At 60.6% G+C, this 17,071-nt stretch carries 21 protein-coding genes and 1 pseudogene; 15 read left to right on the forward strand and 7 right to left on the reverse strand.

The genetic code is table 11. From position 1 onward, the window contains the following. The first annotated feature begins 17 nt into the window (after positions 1 to 17). The 4 genes from KGB27_RS11870 to KGB27_RS11885 all read left to right on the forward strand — a co-directional run bounded on the left by KGB27_RS11870 (position 18) and on the right by KGB27_RS11885 (position 2,699). The gene (locus KGB27_RS11870) at positions 18 to 806 is read left to right on the forward strand and encodes a ParA family protein (RefSeq protein ID WP_008039835.1); all 789 of its coding nucleotides are present in this window, start codon (positions 18 to 20) and stop codon (positions 804 to 806) included. Position 807: 1 nt separating this feature from the next. Then, positions 808 to 1,746 carry a CheW domain-containing protein gene (locus KGB27_RS11875; protein ID WP_223554580.1) on the forward strand — a complete coding sequence of 313 codons (939 nt, stop codon included), beginning with the start codon at positions 808 to 810 and terminating at the stop codon, positions 1,744 to 1,746. A 74-nt stretch (positions 1,747 to 1,820) separates the two neighbouring features. Next, on the forward strand, positions 1,821 to 2,306 hold the full coding sequence (locus KGB27_RS11880; RefSeq protein ID WP_008024622.1) for a chemotaxis protein CheW: 486 nt from the start codon (positions 1,821 to 1,823) through the stop codon (positions 2,304 to 2,306). Then, positions 2,307 to 2,699 carry a DUF2802 domain-containing protein gene (locus KGB27_RS11885; RefSeq protein WP_207285365.1) on the forward strand — a complete coding sequence of 131 codons (393 nt, stop codon included), beginning with the start codon at positions 2,307 to 2,309 and terminating at the stop codon, positions 2,697 to 2,699. Between the two features lie 419 nt (positions 2,700 to 3,118). Here the strand turns inward: KGB27_RS11885 and KGB27_RS11890 are convergent, their stop codons facing one another. Together KGB27_RS11890 and KGB27_RS11895 are read right to left on the reverse strand one after the other, a co-directional pair. Beyond that, positions 3,119 to 3,448 carry an EscU/YscU/HrcU family type III secretion system export apparatus switch protein gene (locus KGB27_RS11890; RefSeq protein ID WP_223554582.1) on the reverse strand — a complete coding sequence of 110 codons (330 nt, stop codon included), beginning with the start codon at positions 3,446 to 3,448 and terminating at the stop codon, positions 3,119 to 3,121. After that, positions 3,445 to 5,019, reverse strand: coding sequence for a flagellar hook-length control protein FliK (locus tag KGB27_RS11895; RefSeq protein ID WP_223554584.1), 1,575 nt, complete (start codon positions 5,017 to 5,019; stop codon positions 3,445 to 3,447). Before KGB27_RS11895 ends, KGB27_RS11890 begins: the two co-directional genes overlap by 4 nt. A 196-nt stretch (positions 5,020 to 5,215) precedes the next feature. Between KGB27_RS11895 and ccmA the strand changes: the two genes are divergently transcribed. The 10 genes from ccmA (at position 5,216) to KGB27_RS11945 (ending at position 12,584) form a co-directional block, all read left to right on the forward strand. After that, entirely contained in the window at positions 5,216 to 5,851 is a 636-nt protein-coding gene (gene ccmA / locus KGB27_RS11900) for a cytochrome c biogenesis heme-transporting ATPase CcmA (protein ID WP_008026825.1), read from the forward strand. Then, entirely contained in the window at positions 5,848 to 6,516 is a 669-nt protein-coding gene (gene ccmB / locus KGB27_RS11905; protein ID WP_008026823.1) for a heme exporter protein CcmB, read from the forward strand. The genes ccmA and ccmB overlap by 4 nt, the downstream gene beginning before the upstream one ends. 78 nt (positions 6,517 to 6,594) lie before the next feature. Continuing rightward, positions 6,595 to 7,350, forward strand: coding sequence for a heme ABC transporter permease (locus KGB27_RS11910; protein WP_008026821.1), 756 nt, complete (start codon positions 6,595 to 6,597; stop codon positions 7,348 to 7,350). Further along, positions 7,347 to 7,523 carry a heme exporter protein CcmD gene (gene ccmD, locus KGB27_RS11915; RefSeq protein ID WP_008026820.1) on the forward strand — a complete coding sequence of 59 codons (177 nt, stop codon included), beginning with the start codon at positions 7,347 to 7,349 and terminating at the stop codon, positions 7,521 to 7,523. Before KGB27_RS11910 ends, ccmD begins: the two co-directional genes overlap by 4 nt. Next, the gene (ccmE, locus tag KGB27_RS11920) at positions 7,520 to 7,975 is read left to right on the forward strand and encodes a cytochrome c maturation protein CcmE (protein WP_008026817.1); all 456 of its coding nucleotides are present in this window, start codon (positions 7,520 to 7,522) and stop codon (positions 7,973 to 7,975) included. The genes ccmD and ccmE overlap by 4 nt, the downstream gene beginning before the upstream one ends. A gap of 3 nt (positions 7,976 to 7,978) precedes the next feature. Then, positions 7,979 to 9,967 carry a heme lyase CcmF/NrfE family subunit gene (locus tag KGB27_RS11925; protein ID WP_223480749.1) on the forward strand — a complete coding sequence of 663 codons (1,989 nt, stop codon included), beginning with the start codon at positions 7,979 to 7,981 and terminating at the stop codon, positions 9,965 to 9,967. Further along, positions 9,964 to 10,500: a DsbE family thiol:disulfide interchange protein gene (locus KGB27_RS11930; RefSeq protein WP_008039840.1), complete on the forward strand. Its 537-nt coding sequence runs from the start codon at positions 9,964 to 9,966 to the stop codon at positions 10,498 to 10,500. Before KGB27_RS11925 ends, KGB27_RS11930 begins: the two co-directional genes overlap by 4 nt. After that, positions 10,497 to 10,970 carry a cytochrome c-type biogenesis protein gene (locus KGB27_RS11935; protein ID WP_008026812.1) on the forward strand — a complete coding sequence of 158 codons (474 nt, stop codon included), beginning with the start codon at positions 10,497 to 10,499 and terminating at the stop codon, positions 10,968 to 10,970. The genes KGB27_RS11930 and KGB27_RS11935 overlap by 4 nt, the downstream gene beginning before the upstream one ends. Beyond that, on the forward strand, positions 10,963 to 12,165 hold the full coding sequence (gene ccmI / locus KGB27_RS11940) for a c-type cytochrome biogenesis protein CcmI (protein WP_008039841.1): 1,203 nt from the start codon (positions 10,963 to 10,965) through the stop codon (positions 12,163 to 12,165). The genes KGB27_RS11935 and ccmI overlap by 8 nt, the downstream gene beginning before the upstream one ends. A 14-nt stretch (positions 12,166 to 12,179) precedes the next feature. Next, positions 12,180 to 12,584 (forward strand): hypothetical protein, encoded by a 405-nt coding sequence (locus KGB27_RS11945; protein ID WP_008039842.1) that lies wholly within the window; start codon positions 12,180 to 12,182, stop codon positions 12,582 to 12,584. A gap of 56 nt (positions 12,585 to 12,640) precedes the next feature. Here the strand turns inward: KGB27_RS11945 and KGB27_RS11950 are convergent, their stop codons facing one another. The 5 genes and pseudogenes from KGB27_RS11950 to KGB27_RS11970 form a co-directional block, all read right to left on the reverse strand. Further along, positions 12,641 to 13,216, reverse strand: a complete 576-nt coding sequence (locus KGB27_RS11950) for a PIN domain-containing protein (protein WP_032832516.1) — start codon at positions 13,214 to 13,216, stop codon at positions 12,641 to 12,643. Continuing rightward, entirely contained in the window at positions 13,213 to 13,680 is a 468-nt protein-coding gene (locus tag KGB27_RS11955) for a helix-turn-helix domain-containing protein (protein WP_008026802.1), read from the reverse strand. Before KGB27_RS11955 ends, KGB27_RS11950 begins: the two co-directional genes overlap by 4 nt. Positions 13,681 to 13,761: 81 nt before the next feature. After that, a pseudogene (locus KGB27_RS11960) lies at positions 13,762 to 13,997 on the reverse strand (LysR family transcriptional regulator); the annotation flags it as partial. A gap of 39 nt (positions 13,998 to 14,036) precedes the next feature. Beyond that, positions 14,037 to 14,756, reverse strand: a complete 720-nt coding sequence (locus KGB27_RS11965; protein ID WP_008026798.1) for an SDR family oxidoreductase — start codon at positions 14,754 to 14,756, stop codon at positions 14,037 to 14,039. 186 nt (positions 14,757 to 14,942) lie between these two features. After that, a complete protein-coding gene (locus tag KGB27_RS11970) occupies positions 14,943 to 16,148 on the reverse strand; it encodes an MFS transporter (protein ID WP_223554587.1) in 1,206 nt (401 codons plus the stop codon). A 214-nt stretch (positions 16,149 to 16,362) separates the two neighbouring features. Here KGB27_RS11970 and KGB27_RS11975 point away from each other — a divergent pair, with 214 nt between their 5' ends. Beyond that, on the forward strand, positions 16,363 to 16,980 hold the full coding sequence (locus KGB27_RS11975) for a hypothetical protein (protein ID WP_223554589.1): 618 nt from the start codon (positions 16,363 to 16,365) through the stop codon (positions 16,978 to 16,980). The last annotated feature ends 91 nt before the right edge of the window (positions 16,981 to 17,071 follow it).

The following is a 17,071-nucleotide window of genomic DNA, read 5'->3' on the forward strand; positions in this document are numbered from 1 at the left end:
CGGGAGGAACAATCCGAATGAGAGTCTGGGCCGTTGCCAATCAAAAGGGTGGTGTTGGTAAAACCACTTCCTCTATCGCTTTAGCCGGGTTGCTGGCTGAGGCGGGCAAGCGCGTGGTCGTGGTCGATCTCGATCCCCACGGCTCGATGACCAGCTACTTCGGTTACGACCCCGACAGCCTGGAACACAGCAGCTACGACCTGTTCCTGCACCGGGGCAGCGTGCCGCAAGGCTTGCCCGGTCAGTTGCTGTTGCCCACCAGTCACGCGAGTATTTCCCTGTTGCCGTCGAGCACTGCGCTGGCGACGCTTGAGCGCCAGTCGCCGGGGCAGAGTGGTTTGGGCCTGGTGATTGCCAAGAGCCTGGCGCAATTGTGGCAGGACTTCGATTACGCGGTGATCGACAGCCCGCCGTTGCTCGGCGTGCTGATGGTCAATGCCTTGGCGGCCAGTCAGCAATTGGTGATTCCGGTGCAGACCGAGCACCTGGCAGTCAAAGGCCTGGAGCGCATGGTCAATACGCTGGCGATGATCAACCGTTCGCGCAAGCAGCCATTGGCATTCAACATCGTGCCGACCCTGTTCGACCGGCGCACGCAGGCGTCGCTCGGGACCTTGCGGGTGTTGCGCGACAAGTACCCGGAAGAAATCTGGCAAGGCTACATCCCGGTCGATACGCGTTTGCGCGACGCCAGCCGTGCCGGCGTGACGCCTTCGCAATTCGACGGCAAGAGCCGCGGCGTGCTGGCCTATCGCGCACTGCTCAAGCACTTGCTGACGCAGCAATCCGTTGCGCAGGTGGCGTGAGATGAATCGCCCGGTAAAAATCACTTCCCGTCCGCAACTTGCGCTCCAGTCCTATCTGGACAGCTTGTTGATGGACGCGACCGAAGAGTTGCCGCCGGAAATCGAAGCGATTCCCGAGGTGGTCGAGGTTGAAGCGGCGCTGGACGAATTCCAGGCCGCGGTGCTTGAAGAGCAGGCGCGCGATGCGCAGAAGCCGGCCGAGAAACCGCCAGCCGTTGCCGCGCCGGTCACCGCACCTGTGGTGAAAACCCCGGTGGCGCTGATGGAAGCGCCGGCTCTGGCGCCGGTATCGACCATCGCTCCGCTGCTGCAAGCGCTGGTACCGCCGACCGCTCCGCTGCTGCAAGAGCTGGTACCGCCGACAGCACCGCAGCTGCAAGCGCTCGTGCCGCCGATCGTCGAAGTCCATCTGCCGCCGAGCAACACGCCGCCGCCAGTGGAAACCAACGGCCGTCCTGCGTGGGCCGCCGAGCCGTTCGAATGCCTGTTGTTCGATGTCGCCGGGTTGACCCTGGCGGTGCCGCTGGTGTGCCTGGGCTCGATTTATTCCCTGGCCGGTCAGGAACTGACACCGCTGTTCGGTCAGCCGGAATGGTTCCTCGGAATCCTGCCGAGCCAGGCCGGCAACCTGAAAGTGCTCGATACCGCCCGTTGGGTCATGCCCGACCGCTATCGCGATGACTTCCGTCAGGGCCTGCAATACGTTATTTCGGTTCAGGGCTACGAGTGGGGGCTGGCCGTGCATCAGGTCAGCCGCTCGTTGCGCCTGGACCCGAACGAAATCAAATGGCGCACCCACCGGGGTCAACGACCATGGCTGGCGGGCACGGTGATTGAACACATGTGTGCGTTGCTCGACGTTTCCGAACTGGCCGAGCTGATCGCCAGCGGTGGGGCGAAGCACATGGGCGGCGGCAAGCCGTCCCACAAACCGACATAAAAAACACGCGGGGCAAGTGACTTGCCATCGCACTGAACACACACCGCTAGGGCGGTTTTTCGAGGGGTCAGGGTATGAATGATAAGGCGTCGTCTGCAAAAGGTTCCGAAGATCCGATCCTGCAATGGGTAACCTTCAAGCTGGACAATGAAACCTACGGCATCAACGTGATGCGCGTTCAGGAAGTCCTGCGCTACACCGAAATCGCCCCGGTCCCGGGTGCCCCGAGCTACGTGCTGGGCATCATCAACCTGCGCGGCAATGTGGTGACCGTAATCGACACTCGTCAGCGCTTCGGCCTGATGAATGCCGAGATCAGCGACAACACCCGGATCGTTATCATCGAAGCCGACAAGCAAGTGGTCGGGATCATGGTCGACAGCGTGGCTGAAGTGGTTTACCTGCGTCAGTCGGAAATCGAAACCGCGCCGAACGTGGGTAACGAAGAGTCCGCCAAGTTCATTCAAGGCGTGTGCAACAAGAACAACGAATTGCTGATCCTGGTCGAGCTGGACAAGATGATGAGCGAAGAAGAATGGTCGGAACTGGAGAGTATCTGATTGATTCTTGAGGTTGCGGTCATTGTCCTGTTCCTCTTCTGGGCAGGCACGCTGGCAATGTTTCTGGCGTACATTCGCGCTCAGCGGCGGATCGCTGCGCAACAGGCCGAGGGCGATGCGCTGCGCGATCAGCGCATCAAGGACCTGGGCAAACGCGTTGACAACTACCAGAACGGCAGCGTGCGCATGGGTGAAGACCTGCACGAGCTGCGCGCGGTGGTCGGGCCGTTGCCGGACAAGCTGGCTCAGCTTGAACAGCGCGACCCGTCGAGCCTGTCGTTTGCCCAGGCAGCGCGCCTGGTCGGAATGGGCGCGAGCGTCGATGAACTGACTCAGTCCTGCGGCTTGACCCAGGCTGAGGCGGAGTTGATGAGCAAGCTGCACAAGAACTGACATAGCTTTTGTAGGAGCCGGCTTGCTGGCGATGGTGGCCAAAGGGCGCTGCAAGACTCAAGGCCGCTTCGCCGGCAAGCCGGCTCCTACAGAATTTGGTGTGTTCCCGGATTTTTCACACGACAGCGCACTTGTAGGAGCTGGCTTGCCAGCGATGGCGTCCGAAAGGGTGGTGCAAGCCTCAGGACCGTCTCGCCAGCAAGCCGGCTCCTACAGGTCAGTGGTGTTCACAGGTTCGTGCTACACCACAAGAAACTGTAGGAGCTGGCTTGCGAGCGATGGCGTCCGAAAGGGCGGTGCAAGCCTCAGGGGCACCTCGCCAGCAAGCCGGCTCCTACAGGTCAGTGGTGTTCACAGGTTCGTGCTACACCACAAAAAATTGTAGGAGCCGGCTTGCTGGCGATGGCGTCTTCGAAACCTCAGTAATCATCCCCGCGATCGGTGATGTCCTTCTCGATCATCGGCGCATTCGGGTCATGCCCCGCCGGAAACTTGCCTTTCAGATTCCAGGCAAACGCAATGATCTCGGCGATCGTGCGATACAACTCCTCCGGAATGCTGTCCCCAAGCTCCATCCTCGCGAGCAATTTCACCAGCTCGGCGTTTTCGTAGATCGGTACTTCATAATCGCGGGCAATCTTGAGGATTTCTTCCGCCAGTTCCTCGTCGCCCTTGGCCGTGAGGGTAGGGGCGTGGGTGCCGTCGTACTTGAGGGCGATGGCCTGGCGTGGAGTATCGGGATTTCTCATGCGGTTTCGTCGACCCAGCGTTGTTCCAGACGGGTTTGAGGACCTTGCGGCGGTGTGCCAAGGTGGCAATCGAGATCGCCGACATTCAGGCCAGATGCCAGCAAGCGTTCGCGCAGCCCGACAAGATTGCTCTCGATCAGACTCGCGGTGTACGGCCGCTCGGCCCACAGCTGGCTGGACAGGCTGCCGTTGATCAACTGCGCCTGAATCTGCAACGGCCCCAACGGCTCCATGTCGAACGCCAACTCGACGCGCCACAGTTGTTGCTTGGGCTCGCGTTCGTCACGGCGTTCATTGGGGTGTTCTTTCTCCGGTGCTTCCTCGCGCTGGAACTTGACCTGCAACGGCACGATGTCCTGCATATTGCGCATCGGGATTTCCAGCTGCCAGGTGCTCATCAGCCGACCGTCGTCTGTGACGCCGGTTTGCTCCAGGCTCGACAGCTGATGGCTTTGCAGGCGTGAAACCGCCGCTGCCGCCAGACGCAGCAAGTGCTCCAGATCACCTTCGCCGTCCGCGCTCTGCAGGAAGCGCTCCGGCAAAGGAAAGCTGGTCGGCTGCGGTTTGGCGCTGACCTGGCCGAGCATGCCCAAGGCGCTACGCACAAAGCTAGGCATGGTCTGGGCCAGCGTGTTGGCAGCGATGATCGCATTGAGATTGGTGTTGGCCGGCAACCCCGGTGTCAGTTGCGCGATCAACTTCAGCAAATCACCTTTCATATCCGGTGCCAGCGTCGGATTCGTCCCGGCGAGCAGTTTCGCTTCAAGGAACAGCCCGCTATTGGCCAGCGCCTGGGCCAGGCCTTTTGGCGTGCTGAGTTGCTGCACGTCCGGCAGGCCGGCGAGCAACTTGTCCACGGCGACACGCAGGTCGCTGGACGTCTGATTCGAGGCTGGCAGGTTTTGCAGCAGTTTCAGTAATCCGTCCAGCGAGCCCTGGCGGCTCTGTTGGCTGACCAGTTGCTGGGTGACTGCCAGTTGTTCCTGGCGGCTGCTCAACGGGACGAATTTCAGGGTCTGGGTGTCTTGCACCAGCGCGCTCAGCAAGGTACCGATGCGCAGCGGCGTCGGGCTGTCGATGTTCAGGGTGCTGCCGCTCAACGCCGTGTTGAGCAGACTTACCATTGAGCGAAACACCGTCGGCTGGCCCGGCACTTGCGGCAGCACCTGGGAGGTCAGCACTTTGCCTTGCAGCAGGGTGCCCACCGGCAGTTGTGTGGTGTCGATGCGGGTGAGGGTGGCGACGCTGGAGGCAATGGCTTGTTGCACCGTCACGGCGAGGTTGCCGGCCGATGGCTGGGTAATTGCCAGGTTCGTGCCCTGTGGCAACGGTTGGCTGCTGGTGGCCTGAACCGTGGTCTGACGGCCGTTTTCAAGGGTGACCTTGAGCAGCAGTTGAAAGGACTGATCCGCCTGCTTCAGCGACAGCACTTCGGCTTTGGCGGTCTGCCCGACGGTAATCAGGCCCTCCATCGGCGTCAGCAGCTTGAGCAGTTCGCCACTCACCACCTGCGGGCGCGACGTCGCGGGCGTGGTCGGTGGTAGCGGGAGGATGTTCATTTCGCCTGTCATACGCGGTCACAACCTGAGGAAATTGCCCTCTTTAGAGTGGGGCATGGCATGTATAATGCCGCCCGTCTTTCACAGAGTGGCGAAAACATTGCATTTGTTTGACGCAGCTCTCTAGAACAGGCCGCCAATGCATCTATGCTGCATCTCTTTAGCGGCCGTTCCGCCGCCGACTTGAACCGTAAAGGCCCGTGATCTCTTGACCAGTCCTGTCCTGCAAACCGTTGCCCTTGCTTGTGAGCGAGACCTTCGACTGCTCTTCGAAAATCTCGAATTGAGACTGGCCAGTGGCGAAATGTTGCAAATCAGCGGCCCCAACGGCAGTGGCAAAACCAGCCTTTTGCGTTTGCTTTCGGGCCTGATGCAACCGACCGCCGGTCAAGTGCTGCTCAATGGCCAGCCGCTGAACGAACAACGCAGCGAACTGGCGCGCAATCTGCTGTGGATCGGTCATGCCGCGGGCATCAAGGATCTGCTGACCCCCGAAGAAAACCTCAGCTGGCTCTGCGCGCTGCATCAACCGGCCTCCCATGAAGCCATTTGGGCAGCGCTTGCTGCTGTCGGACTGCGCGGTTTCGAAGATGTTCCGTGCCACACCCTGTCCGCCGGTCAGCAACGCCGCGTGGCCCTGGCACGGTTGTATCTGGACAGCCCGCCGCTGTGGATCCTCGACGAGCCGTTCACTGCGCTCGACAAGCAAGGCGTGGCGCAACTCGAAGAACACCTGGCCGCGCACTGTGAGCGTGGCGGCATGGTGGTACTGACCACGCACCACACGCTGAGTCGAATGCCGACCGGCTATCGCGACATTGATCTGGGGAATTGGGCCGTATGAGTGTTTTCGGCCTGTTGGTCGCCCGTGAGGCTCGCTTGTTGTTCCGCCGTCCGGCGGAATTGGCCAATCCGTTGGTGTTCTTCGCGATCGTGGTTTCGCTGTTCCCGTTGGCGGTCGGTCCCGAGTCTCAATTGTTGCAAACCTTGTCTCCGGGACTGGTCTGGGTGGCAGCCCTTTTATCGGTTTTGCTCTCGCTGGACGGGCTTTTCCGCAGTGATTTCGAAGACGGTTCCCTTGAGCAGTGGGTCCTTTCGCCGCACCCCCTGCCTCTTCTGGTTTTGGCCAAGGTACTGGCACACTGGGCCTTCTCTGGTCTGGCACTGGTTTTGCTCGCTCCACTGCTGGCGTTGATGCTCGGTTTACCCACCGCCTGTCTGCCCGTGTTGCTGCTTTCCCTGTTGCTGGGTACACCGGTGCTGAGCCTGCTCGGTGCGGTGGGCGCGGCCCTGACGGTAGGCTTGAAGCGGGGCGGCTTGTTGCTGGCCCTGCTGATTCTGCCGTTGTACATCCCGGTGTTGATTCTCGGCAGTGGCGCCTTGCAGGCGGCATTGCAGGGCATGCCGGCGATCGGTTATCTCCTGTGGCTTGGTAGCCTGACCGCCCTGGCGATAACCCTGACACCTTTTGCAATAGCTGCTGGCCTGAAGATCAGCGTCGGCGAATAATGAGGTCTGGTTAAATTTTAACCAGTAAAGACCCTAGGCTGCTTGTGATAACGAGCAGCAACCGTGATGGAAACAGTAATGAACTGGACCTGGTTTCATAAGCTCGGCTCACCCAAATGGTTTTATGGCATCAGCGGCAAACTGCTGCCGTGGCTGAGCATCGGAGCGTTGCTGCTGATCAGCATTGGTGTCGTTTGGGGCCTGGCCTTCGCGCCGCCGGACTACCAGCAAGGCAACAGCTTTCGCATCATCTATATCCACGTTCCCGCCGCCATGCTGGCGCAGTCGGTCTACGTGATGCTGGCGGTGTGCGGCATCGTCGGGCTGGTGTGGAAAATGAAACTGGCCGACGTCGCCCTGCAATGCGCGGCGCCCATCGGTGCCTGGATGACCGCCGTGGCGCTGGTCACCGGCGCGATCTGGGGCAAACCGACCTGGGGTTCGTGGTGGGTCTGGGATGCACGACTTACGTCCATGCTGATTCTGCTGTTTCTGTACTTCGGTCTCATTGCGCTGGGCAACGCCATCAGCAATCGTGACAGCGCGGCCAAGGCCTGCGCGGTGCTGGCGATTGTCGGCGTGATCAACATCCCGATCATCAAATACTCGGTGGAGTGGTGGAACACCCTGCACCAGGGCGCGACCTTCACCCTCACAGAAAAACCGGCGATGCCGGTCGAAATGTGGCTGCCATTGCTGCTGACGGTGCTGGGTTTCTACTGTTTCTTCGGCGCGGTCTTGCTGCTGCGCATGCGCCTTGAAGTGCTCAAGCGCGAGGCCCGCGCCAGTTGGGTGAAAGCCGAAGTGCAGAACAGCCTGGAGGCCGCTCGATGACTTTTGCTTCATTCGGCGACTTCCTCGCCATGGGCCATCACGGCCTGTATGTCTGGTCAGCCTACGGCATCAGCCTGGCAGTGCTGGCCCTCAACGTGGCGGCGCCGATCCTGGCCCGCAAGCGGTATCTGCAACAAGAGGCGCGTCGTCTGCGCCGGGAGAACGGCAAGTGAATCCGCTGCGCAAAAAGCGTCTTATCATCATTCTCGCGATCCTGGTCGGTGTCGGCGCTGCCGTCGGTCTGGCCCTGAGCGCCCTGCAGCAGAACATCAATCTGTTTTACACCCCGACGCAAATCGCCAACGGCGAAGCGCCGCAAGACACGCGTATCCGTGCGGGCGGCATGGTCGAGAAGGGGTCGCTGCAACGCTCCGGCGATTCGCTGGACGTGAAATTCATCGTTACCGACTTCAACAAGTCCGTGACCATCAGTTACCGCGGCATCCTCCCGGACCTGTTCCGCGAAGGGCAGGGCATCGTTGCGCTGGGCAAATTGAACGCCGATGGCGTGGTGGTGGCTGACGAAGTGCTGGCCAAGCACGATGAGAAGTACATGCCGCCGGAAGTGACCAAGGCTTTGAAAGACAGTGGTCAATCTGCTCCAACGCCCGCGAAGGAGGGTTGATCGATGACATCTGGAATCTTTATTCCTGAACTCGGCCACCTGGCCATGATTCTGGCGCTGTGTTTCGCGCTGGTTCAGGCCGTGGTGCCGTTGCTCGGTGCCTGGCGCGGTGATCGTTTGTGGATGAGCCTGGCCCAGCCGGCCGCCTGGGGGCAGTTCGCGTTTCTGCTGTTCGCTTTCGGTTGCCTGACCTATGCGTTCATGGCCGACGACTTCTCCGTCGCCTACGTCGCCAGCAACTCCAACAGCGCCTTGCCGTGGTACTACAAGTTCAGTGCGGTGTGGGGCGCGCACGAAGGTTCGTTGCTGTTGTGGGCGTTGATCCTCGGCGGCTGGACCTTCGCCGTGTCGGTGTTCTCCCGGCAGTTGCCGCAAGTCATGCTGGCGCGGGTGCTGGCGGTGATGGGCATGATCAGCACCGGTTTCCTGCTGTTCCTGATCCTTACCTCCAACCCGTTTGCACGGATCCTGCCGCAGATTCCGGCGGACGGTCGTGACCTCAACCCGCTGCTGCAAGACATCGGCCTGATCGTTCACCCGCCGATGCTGTACATGGGCTACGTCGGTTTCTCCGTGGCCTTCGCGTTCGCCATCGCGGCATTGCTCGGCGGTCGTCTCGATGCGGCGTGGGCGCGTTGGTCGCGTCCATGGACCATCGTCGCCTGGGCCTTCCTCGGTATCGGCATCACCCTCGGTTCGTGGTGGGCTTACTACGAACTCGGCTGGGGCGGCTGGTGGTTCTGGGACCCGGTGGAAAACGCCTCCTTCATGCCTTGGCTGGTGGGCACTGCGTTGATCCACTCGTTGGCGGTCACGGAAAAACGTGGCGTGTTCAAGAGCTGGACCGTGTTGCTGGCCATCGCTGCGTTCTCGTTGAGCTTGCTGGGTACGTTCCTGGTGCGTTCCGGCGTGCTGACCTCGGTTCACGCCTTTGCCTCCGATCCGGAGCGCGGCGTGTTCATCCTGATTTTCCTGCTGTTCGTGGTCGGCGGCTCGCTGACGCTGTTTGCCCTGCGTGCGCCGGTGGTGAAGAGCCATGTCGGCTTCAACCTCTGGTCTCGCGAAACCTTGCTGCTGGGCAACAACCTGGTGCTGGTGGTAGCGGCGTCGATGATCCTGCTGGGCACCTTGTACCCGCTGATTCTCGATGCAATGACCGGCGCCAAGCTGTCGGTCGGCCCGCCGTATTTCAACGCGCTGTTCATTCCGTTGATGGCGTTGCTGATGGTGGTGATGGCGGTTGGCATGCTGGTGCGCTGGAAAGACACTCCGGTCAAATGGCTGATGAGCATGTTGACCCCGGTGTTGCTCGGCAGCGCCGCGCTGGCCGTGGTGGCTGGCGTCGCTTATGGCGATTTCAACTGGGCCGTGATCGCGACGTTCATGCTGGCCGCCTGGGTGTTGCTGGCCGGTATCCGCGACATCTTCGACAAGACCCGCCACAAAGGCCTGATCAAAGGCCTGCCGACCCTGACTCGCAGCTATTGGGGCATGCAGCTTGCGCATTTGGGTATCGCCGTGTGCGCGCTCGGTGTCGTGCTGTCGAGCCAGAACAGCGCCGAACGTGACCTGCGCCTGGCGCCAGGTGAGTCCATGGATCTTGGCGGTTATCAGTTCGTGTTCGAAGGCGCCAAGCACTTCGAAGGCCCGAACTTCACCTCCGACAAAGGCACCGTACGGGTGATCCGCGACGGCAAGGAAATCAGTGTGTTGCACCCGGAAAAACGCCTGTACACCGTGCAGAACTCGGTGATGACTGAAGCCGGGATCGACGCCGGGTTCACCCGCGACCTCTATGTCGCACTCGGCGAACCGCTGGGTGATGGCGCCTGGGCCGTGCGCGTGCACGTCAAACCGTTCGTGCGCTGGATCTGGTTCGGCGGTCTGCTGACCGGTTTGGGCGGGCTGCTGGCGGCGCTGGATCGTCGTTATCGGGTCAAGGTGAAAAGCCGCGTGCGTGAAGCGTTGGGCATGACGGGAGCGACTGCATGAGACGTTGGTTGATGCTGTTGCCGCTGGCGGTTTTTCTGGTGGTGGCTGTTTTCCTTTATCGCGGGCTCTATCTGGACCCGGCCGAGCTGCCTTCGGCAATGATCGGCAAGCCGTTCCCGGAGTTTTCCCTGCCCGCGGTGCAGGGCGACAAGACCCTGACCAAGGCAGATATTCTCGGTAAACCGGCGCTGGTCAACGTGTGGGGCACCTGGTGCATTTCCTGCCGGGTCGAGCACCCGGTGTTGAACAAACTGGCCGAGAAGGGTGTGGTGATCTACGGCATCAACTACAAGGACATCAATGCGGATGCCTTGAAGTGGCTGGTGGAGTTCCACAACCCGTATCAACTGGACATCCGTGACGACGAAGGCACGCTGGGCCTGAACCTCGGCGTATACGGCGCTCCGGAAACCTTCTTCATCGACGCCAAGGGCATCATCCGCGACAAATTTGTCGGCGTGATCGACGAGCAGGTCTGGCGCGAAAAACTGGCGGCCAAGTATCAGGCGCTGGTGGACGAGGCCAAGCCATGAAGCGCTGGATAGCTGCCGCTGTATTGGGCTTGAGCATGGCCGGCGTGGCGCACGCGGCCATCGACACCTATGAGTTCGCCAAAGAAGGTGATCGCGAGCGTTTTCGCGAGCTGACCAAAGAGCTTCGTTGCCCCAAGTGCCAGAATCAGGACATCGCCGATTCCAACGCACCGATCGCCGCCGACCTGCGCAAAGAGATTTTCCGCATGCTGGGCGAGGGCAAGGACAATCAGCAGATCATCGATTTCATGGTCGATCGCTACGGTGATTTCGTCCGCTACAAACCCGCACTCAACGCCAAGACTGCCTTGCTCTGGTTCGGCCCCGCCGGCCTGCTGTTGGGCGGTTTTGTGATCATCGCCGTGATCGTCCGCCGTCGTCGCGTCCAACGCGCTGATGCCAAGGATGAGCTTTCTGCCGAGGAGCGCGAGCGCCTCGATCAACTGTTGGATAAAACCAAGAATGATTGATTTCTGGCTCGCTGCAGGTCTGCTGCTTCTGGTTGCCCTGAGTTTTCTGCTGATTCCCGTTCTGCGTGGCCGCCGCGCCCAGCTGGAAGAGGATCGTACTGCCCTGAACGTCGCGCTGTATCAAGAGCGCGTGGCTGAGTTGCAAACCGAGCAGGAAGAGGGCGTGCTCAACGCTGCGCAACTGGAAACCGGTCGCGCCGAAGCTGCTCGTGAGTTGCTCGCCGACACCGAAGGCGCCGATGCACCGCGCGCGGCACGTCTGGGCAAACCGTTGCCATTGCTGGCGGCGATTCTGGTGCCGGTGTTGGGGCTTGGGCTCTACCTGCATTTCGGCGCCAGCGACAAGGTCGAACTGACCCGCGAATTCTCCCAGGCACCGCAGTCGATGGAAGAGATGACCCGCCGTCTGGAACGCGCCGTCGCCGCTCAACCGGATTCGGCCGAAGGCCTGTACTTCCTGGGTCGTACTTACATGGCGCAGGATCGTCCCGCCGACGCGGCGAAGATCTTCGAGCGCACGGTGAACCTGGCCGGTCGTCAGCCGGAACTGCTCGGCCAATGGGCGCAAGCCCAGTACTTCGCCGATGGCAAGAAGTGGTCGGACAAGGTTCAGGCCCTCACCGACGAAGCGCTGAAAGCCGATCCGAAGGAAGTCACCAGCCTTGGCCTGCTCGGTATCGCCGCGTTTGAAAGCGCGCATTATCAGGACGCCATCGATTACTGGAATCGCCTGTTGGTGCAACTGCCACCGGAAGACGGCTCCCGCGCTGCACTGCAAGGCGGTATTGCCCGGGCTACCGAGAAACTCGAAGCCAGCGGCGGCAAGGTTGCCCAGGCACCTGCGCCCAAGGTTGCGGCGCTGCTCAAGGTCAGCGTCGATCTGGCGCCAGAGCTCAAGGCCAAGGTTCAGCCGGGTGACAGCGTGTTCATTTTCGCCCGCGCCACCTCGGGGCCCCCAGCACCATTGGCCGCCAAACGCCTGACCGTGGCTGACTTGCCGGCGACCGTGGAACTGGGCGATGCCGACGCAATGATGCCGCAGTTGAAACTGTCGAACTTTCCTGAAGTCCAACTGGTTGCGCGAATCTCACGGGCCGGCCAACCGACTGCCGGCGAATGGATCGGTCGCAGCCAGCCTCTGGCCAGCAGCACCACCGCGGCGCAAAAACTGACCATCGACAGCCCAGACAAATAACAGGAACCACCGCCATGACCGCCATTGCTCGTATTACCCTGCTCAGTCTGGTTTTGGGGTTAAGCGCGTGTGCGGTCCAGCGCCCAGAGCCGACGTCGCTGCCACCGATCCCGCCGTCGCAGCCCCGCCCGACGCCGTCAACGACACCGACGCCAGGCAAGCCAAGTATTCCGGCCAAGCCCGCCAAACCGATGCCACGCACCTCGGCCAGCTTCGCACCGCCACCGGGCGGTAACAGCCATTGGGATCAAAAGCTCGGCGTATATGTGCTCGATGACCAGACCAACACCTTCTACCGCCAGCGCACGTACTACCGCTGGAACAACGGCTGGAGCCGCTCGATCAGCCCGAACGGGCCATGGGAAGACACGGACATCCATGGCGTGCCGGGTGGGTTGGGACGGCAATTCGGGCAGTAAATGGAAACGGCGATCTACGGATCGCCGTTTTGCTGTCTGGAGTCTGTGAAGGACGTTCAGAGAATGGCGCGGTACTCGGTCAATGCCTTGCTCGATTGAACCAGGCCCTGACGCAGCAGAAGTTCAAGGTAACTACTGACATCCATTGGCGGCAGCTTCAGCTGCTTGCGCTGCCGTTGTGCCGCCTCGATTACTGCCGCCGGATCGAGATCAAAAAGGTTATCGACGAACTCGTCAGGATGCTGAGCCTCAATACCGAAGGGGCTCAGGGCGGTGCAGGGGAAATCTTTCTGGTTGAAGGTGACGATGACGCTGGCATTACAGTGAATGGCAACAGCCAGGACGTGTCGATCATCGACGTCGGGTAGCGTCAATCCTTCAATAAGCTCTTCGTAACCGGACACGCAAGCGTCGGGTAATGCCTGATCCATCAGTTCGGACGTGCGGTTCAGTTGTCCTGTGGTCAGATCCGGACGGTTTTTGAGCAAATTGCGTTTCCATTCGTTGTGTATCTCCATTGTCCATTTCGCTCTAAAACGTCCGGAGAGTGCAAGCCACATCAAAAAATCTCTCAGGGGCGCGGGGTACAGCACACATGCGTCATATACAGCGGTAAAAGAGGAGTGCCTCACTCGTATCCTGTCCTTAACGCTTGTGCCTGCTCGGCGAGCAGCATCATTGCTTGCTCGCTGGCGGTATCGCGCCGGTTTTTATAGTCCATCAAATCGGCAAAGCGCACACGTCGGTGCTTGCCGGTTTTGTGGTAGGACAAGTCGCCGGATTCGAGCAGTTTGATCAGGTGCGGGCGTGAGACGTTAAGCAGATCAGCCGCTTCCTGCGTCGTCAGTTCAGCGTGAACCGGGACTACTTTGACAGCATTGCCCGCAGCGAGCGCTTCCAGGATATCGACTAGCAAACGAAGAGCCGAAGTGGGTAATTCGACGCTGTGAGCCTCATTCTGTTCGTCGAAAATCTGGATGCGCTGTGTTTCGAATTGAGTGGCAAGGTAGGCCGCCAATGCGCGCTGACCTTCAATAGCAGCCTGCACTTCGCGCTCCAGCGGGAGGTTTATCGTCGGATGGAGGGTGGGTGACATGATGGTTCCAGCCTTCTGAGTAAGCGAAGCTGGCAGGCTATTCGAAATAATCGAAAATCGCAATAAACGAAACAGGTGCTCTCAGACCCTTTTTACCAACAACCCCTGCACATACTCCACAAACGCCCGAGCCTTGGCGCTGGCCATCCGCCCGGTTGGAAACACCGCCCACAGCTCCTGACCACTCCGCTGGCCAGCTCCGGTGCAAACATCCATGCCGACGCCATGGTCAGCCCTTGATGGGCCAGCACCGCTTCACGCAGACCTTGCGCGGCGCTGACACGAATCCTGCCGCTGACGGTGACGGTTTGTTCTTCAAGCAGCCGGACCGCTCCTACAGGGATCTGTGTTGTGGGTCAGAACGCCGCTTTGCCTATTGAAGAACCACCGTCTACAAACAGCGTCTGGCCGGTGATGAATCCACTCTGTTCGGACAGCAAAAATGCAATCGCGGCGGCAATTTCTTGCGGTTGTCCCAGACGCCCCATCGGCACACCGGCCAGATAACGCGCCTCGCCCTCGCTTCCCGGCGGGTTGTTGGCGCGAAATAGCTCCGTTTCCGTCGGTCCGGGTGCCACGGCGTTCACCGTCACGCCGGTTTGCGCCAGTTCCAGCGCCCAGGAGCGGGTGAAGCTGATCAACGCCGCTTTTGCCGCGGCATACGCCGTGCGCTGGGTAATCCCGAGCACCGTCAGGCTGGAAATGTTCACCACCCGACCCCAACCCTTGGCGCGCATGTTCGGCAGCAGCGCCTGGGTGGCCTGCAACGCTGAATGCAGGTTGACCCGCATTACGTCATCGAACGTATCGAGGTCGATTTCTCCCAACACTTGCGGGCGTACCAGGCCGACGTTGTTGACCAGCCCATCGAACTCGTAAGTCCCGGCCAGGTCCGCCAGCACTTCCTGAGTGAGTGCCCTGTCGCTCAAATCCAGCGGAAACAGGATGCCGGGAAAACTCAGGTCAGGCGTGCGGGCAATGCCGACCACCCGGTGTCCGGCGCGGTCCAGGTGTTCGGCCACCGCGCGGCCAATGCCTTTGCTGGCGCCGGTGATGAGAAAAGTACGTCGGGTCATTGCACACTCCTTGAACAAAACATGCCGCAGGTCAGGCGGCATTTGAACCGGTCAACCGCGAACCACATCCCGCATCGCTTCAGGCTCCGGACGCTGAGTGTAAACCGGGAATACCTCGGGGTGATTGCTGACGCAGAGCGAAAGCATTCATTCTCGGGGAGACTTGCCCGCGAAGCTTTTGGATGTCTATGCCGTCGCCAGTGAACGCTCCTGTGAAACACCCAAAAACCGCAACAACGCCAGCAGTGGAAACGCGCTACCCACAATCACGATCCACAACCAGCCGCCATGCTCGTACACCGCACTGGCTACCGAGGAGCCAAACGCGCCGCCGATGAAGATGCTGGTCATGTACAACGCGTTCAGGCGACTGCGGCTTTTGGCGTCGAGGGCGTAGACCGCCCGTTGGCCGAGGACCATGTTCATCTGTACACAGAAGTCGAGCACCACGCCGGTGACGGCGAGGCCGATGACGCTGTAGGCCGGATGGATGAATGCTGGCAGGAAGCTCAGGCTGGCGAACAGCAGCGCCAACAGCGAAGCGATGCGGGTGTGGCCAGCATCGGCGAGTCGACCGGCGATGGGCGCAGCGATGGCACCGATGGCGCCGACCAGGGCGAAAATCGCGATCTGGGTTTGCGACAAGCCATGATTACGCGCCAATTCCAGCGGCACGGCGGTCCAGAACAGGCTGAACGTGGCGAACATGCAGCCCTGATAAAACGCGCGCTGGCGCAATACCGGTTGCTGGCGCAGCAGCGTCCACAGCGAACCGAGCAACTGACCGTAGGAGGCGCTGTGATCAGGCTGGCGCTTGGGAATGGTCATGGCCAGCACGATACTGATGGCCGCCATCAACACCGCCGCAATCACAAACATCGCCCGCCAGCCGAAGTGGTCAGCCACGACGCTGGACACCGGTCGCGCCAGCAGGATCCCCAGCAGCAAACCGCCCATGATCCCGCCGACCACTCGACCGCGAGATTCCTCCGGTGCCAGGTGCGCGGCCAGTGGAATCAGGATCTGTACCGACACCGAGCTGAAACCCACCAGCAACGAGATCAGCAGAAACACATTCGGCTGATCGGTGAACGCGGCGCCCAACAGACTGGCAATCGCCACCACGGTGGTGATGATCATCAGTCGGCGGTTTTCCAGCAGGTCACCCAGCGGCACCAGGAAGAACAGGCCCAGCGCGTAGCCAATCTGGGTCAGCGAAACGATCAGGCTGGCCATGGTGCTGGTCAGGCCGATGTCGGGCGCGATCAGGCCGATGATCGGTTGCGCGTAGTAAATGTTGGCAACGATGGCGCCGCAGCAGAAGGCAAACAGCAGCACCATGCCTTTGGTCATTGTCGCGGCACCGTGGGGCACCTGAGTCGCTGAGTTCATAACGTGTCTCGCTGAACAGAAAGGAATGCGTGAAGGCTAAGTGGCAGGCCGAGTCGGCGGAAGAGGGATTGGAGTGATAGCAATCATTCCTTTGCGGAATGAGTGGCGCTGGAACCTGCGCCTGAATTTCAAGATCCGATGATACATTCACTTACATCTTGTTCGATAGCGTGCTTATGTTCTCTCTTACGACCCATCACCGGAAGGCACTTTCATGAACGCGATGTTCCGTTACCTGATTCGCGGCACTTTGATCGGATTGTTCATGGCAAGCCTCGCCCAGGCTGCGGACGCACCGGGCATGCGCATCGGCGTACGCGGCGAAATCACCGGGGTCAGCTCCGACGTGTTGAAAGTCCACGTCAACAGTGGCGAAAACGTGGTCATCAACCTGACCAAGGACACCAGGATTCGCGCCGTCACCCTGGCCAATATCGAAGACATCAAACCGGGCAGCTACATCGGCTCGGCGGCTATTGCGCAGGAAGATGGCTCGCTCAAAGCGCTGGAAGTCCACGTTTTTCCGCCGGAGCTGGCCGGCAGTGGCGATGGGCATCGACCCTTCGACCTGGTCAAGGGCAGCAGCATGACCAACGGCAGCGTCGGTGATCTGGTGGTCAGTAATGGTCGGGTGTTGACCGTCAACTACAAGGGCGGACAGCAGAAGATTCTGGTGCCGGAGGATGTGCCGATCGTGAACCTGGTGCCGGGGGATCGCAGCTTGCTGAAGGTGGGTGTGAAGATCGTGACGTTTGTGACTCAGAGTGCGGATGGAACGCTGACCGCTCAATCCATCTCGGCTGGCAAGGATGGCGTCACACCGCCGATGTGATGACAGGTGAAGTTCCCTGTGGGAGCGAGCCTGCTCGCGATGGCGGTGTATCAGTCACCATCAATGTGATTGACCCACCGCCATCGCGAGC

It is taken from the genome of Pseudomonas sp. BF-R-01, assembly GCF_019946615.1.
Classification (GTDB): Bacteria; Pseudomonadota; Gammaproteobacteria; order Pseudomonadales; family Pseudomonadaceae; genus Aquipseudomonas; species Aquipseudomonas migulae.

Coding starts and splice junctions, on each gene's coding strand:
- KGB27_RS11870 (WP_008039835.1), top strand. CDS start 18: ATGAGAGTCTGGGCCGTTGCCAATCAAAAGGGTGGTGTTGGTAAAACC.
- KGB27_RS11875 (WP_223554580.1), top strand. CDS start 808: ATGAATCGCCCGGTAAAAATCACTTCCCGTCCGCAACTTGCGCTCCAG.
- KGB27_RS11880 (WP_008024622.1), top strand. CDS start 1,821: ATGAATGATAAGGCGTCGTCTGCAAAAGGTTCCGAAGATCCGATCCTG.
- KGB27_RS11890 (WP_223554582.1), bottom strand. CDS start 3,448: ATGAGAAATCCCGATACTCCACGCCAGGCCATCGCCCTCAAGTACGAC.
- KGB27_RS11895 (WP_223554584.1), bottom strand. CDS start 5,019: ATGACAGGCGAAATGAACATCCTCCCGCTACCACCGACCACGCCCGCG.
- ccmB (WP_008026823.1), top strand. CDS start 5,848: ATGAGTGTTTTCGGCCTGTTGGTCGCCCGTGAGGCTCGCTTGTTGTTC.
- KGB27_RS11910 (WP_008026821.1), top strand. CDS start 6,595: ATGAACTGGACCTGGTTTCATAAGCTCGGCTCACCCAAATGGTTTTAT.
- ccmD (WP_008026820.1), top strand. CDS start 7,347: ATGACTTTTGCTTCATTCGGCGACTTCCTCGCCATGGGCCATCACGGC.
- KGB27_RS11925 (WP_223480749.1), top strand. CDS start 7,979: ATGACATCTGGAATCTTTATTCCTGAACTCGGCCACCTGGCCATGATT.
- KGB27_RS11930 (WP_008039840.1), top strand. CDS start 9,964: ATGAGACGTTGGTTGATGCTGTTGCCGCTGGCGGTTTTTCTGGTGGTG.
- KGB27_RS11935 (WP_008026812.1), top strand. CDS start 10,497: ATGAAGCGCTGGATAGCTGCCGCTGTATTGGGCTTGAGCATGGCCGGC.
- ccmI (WP_008039841.1), top strand. CDS start 10,963: ATGATTGATTTCTGGCTCGCTGCAGGTCTGCTGCTTCTGGTTGCCCTG.
- KGB27_RS11945 (WP_008039842.1), top strand. CDS start 12,180: ATGACCGCCATTGCTCGTATTACCCTGCTCAGTCTGGTTTTGGGGTTA.
- KGB27_RS11955 (WP_008026802.1), bottom strand. CDS start 13,680: ATGTCACCCACCCTCCATCCGACGATAAACCTCCCGCTGGAGCGCGAA.
- KGB27_RS11965 (WP_008026798.1), bottom strand. CDS start 14,756: ATGACCCGACGTACTTTTCTCATCACCGGCGCCAGCAAAGGCATTGGC.
- KGB27_RS11970 (WP_223554587.1), bottom strand. CDS start 16,148: ATGAACTCAGCGACTCAGGTGCCCCACGGTGCCGCGACAATGACCAAA.
- KGB27_RS11975 (WP_223554589.1), top strand. CDS start 16,363: ATGAACGCGATGTTCCGTTACCTGATTCGCGGCACTTTGATCGGATTG.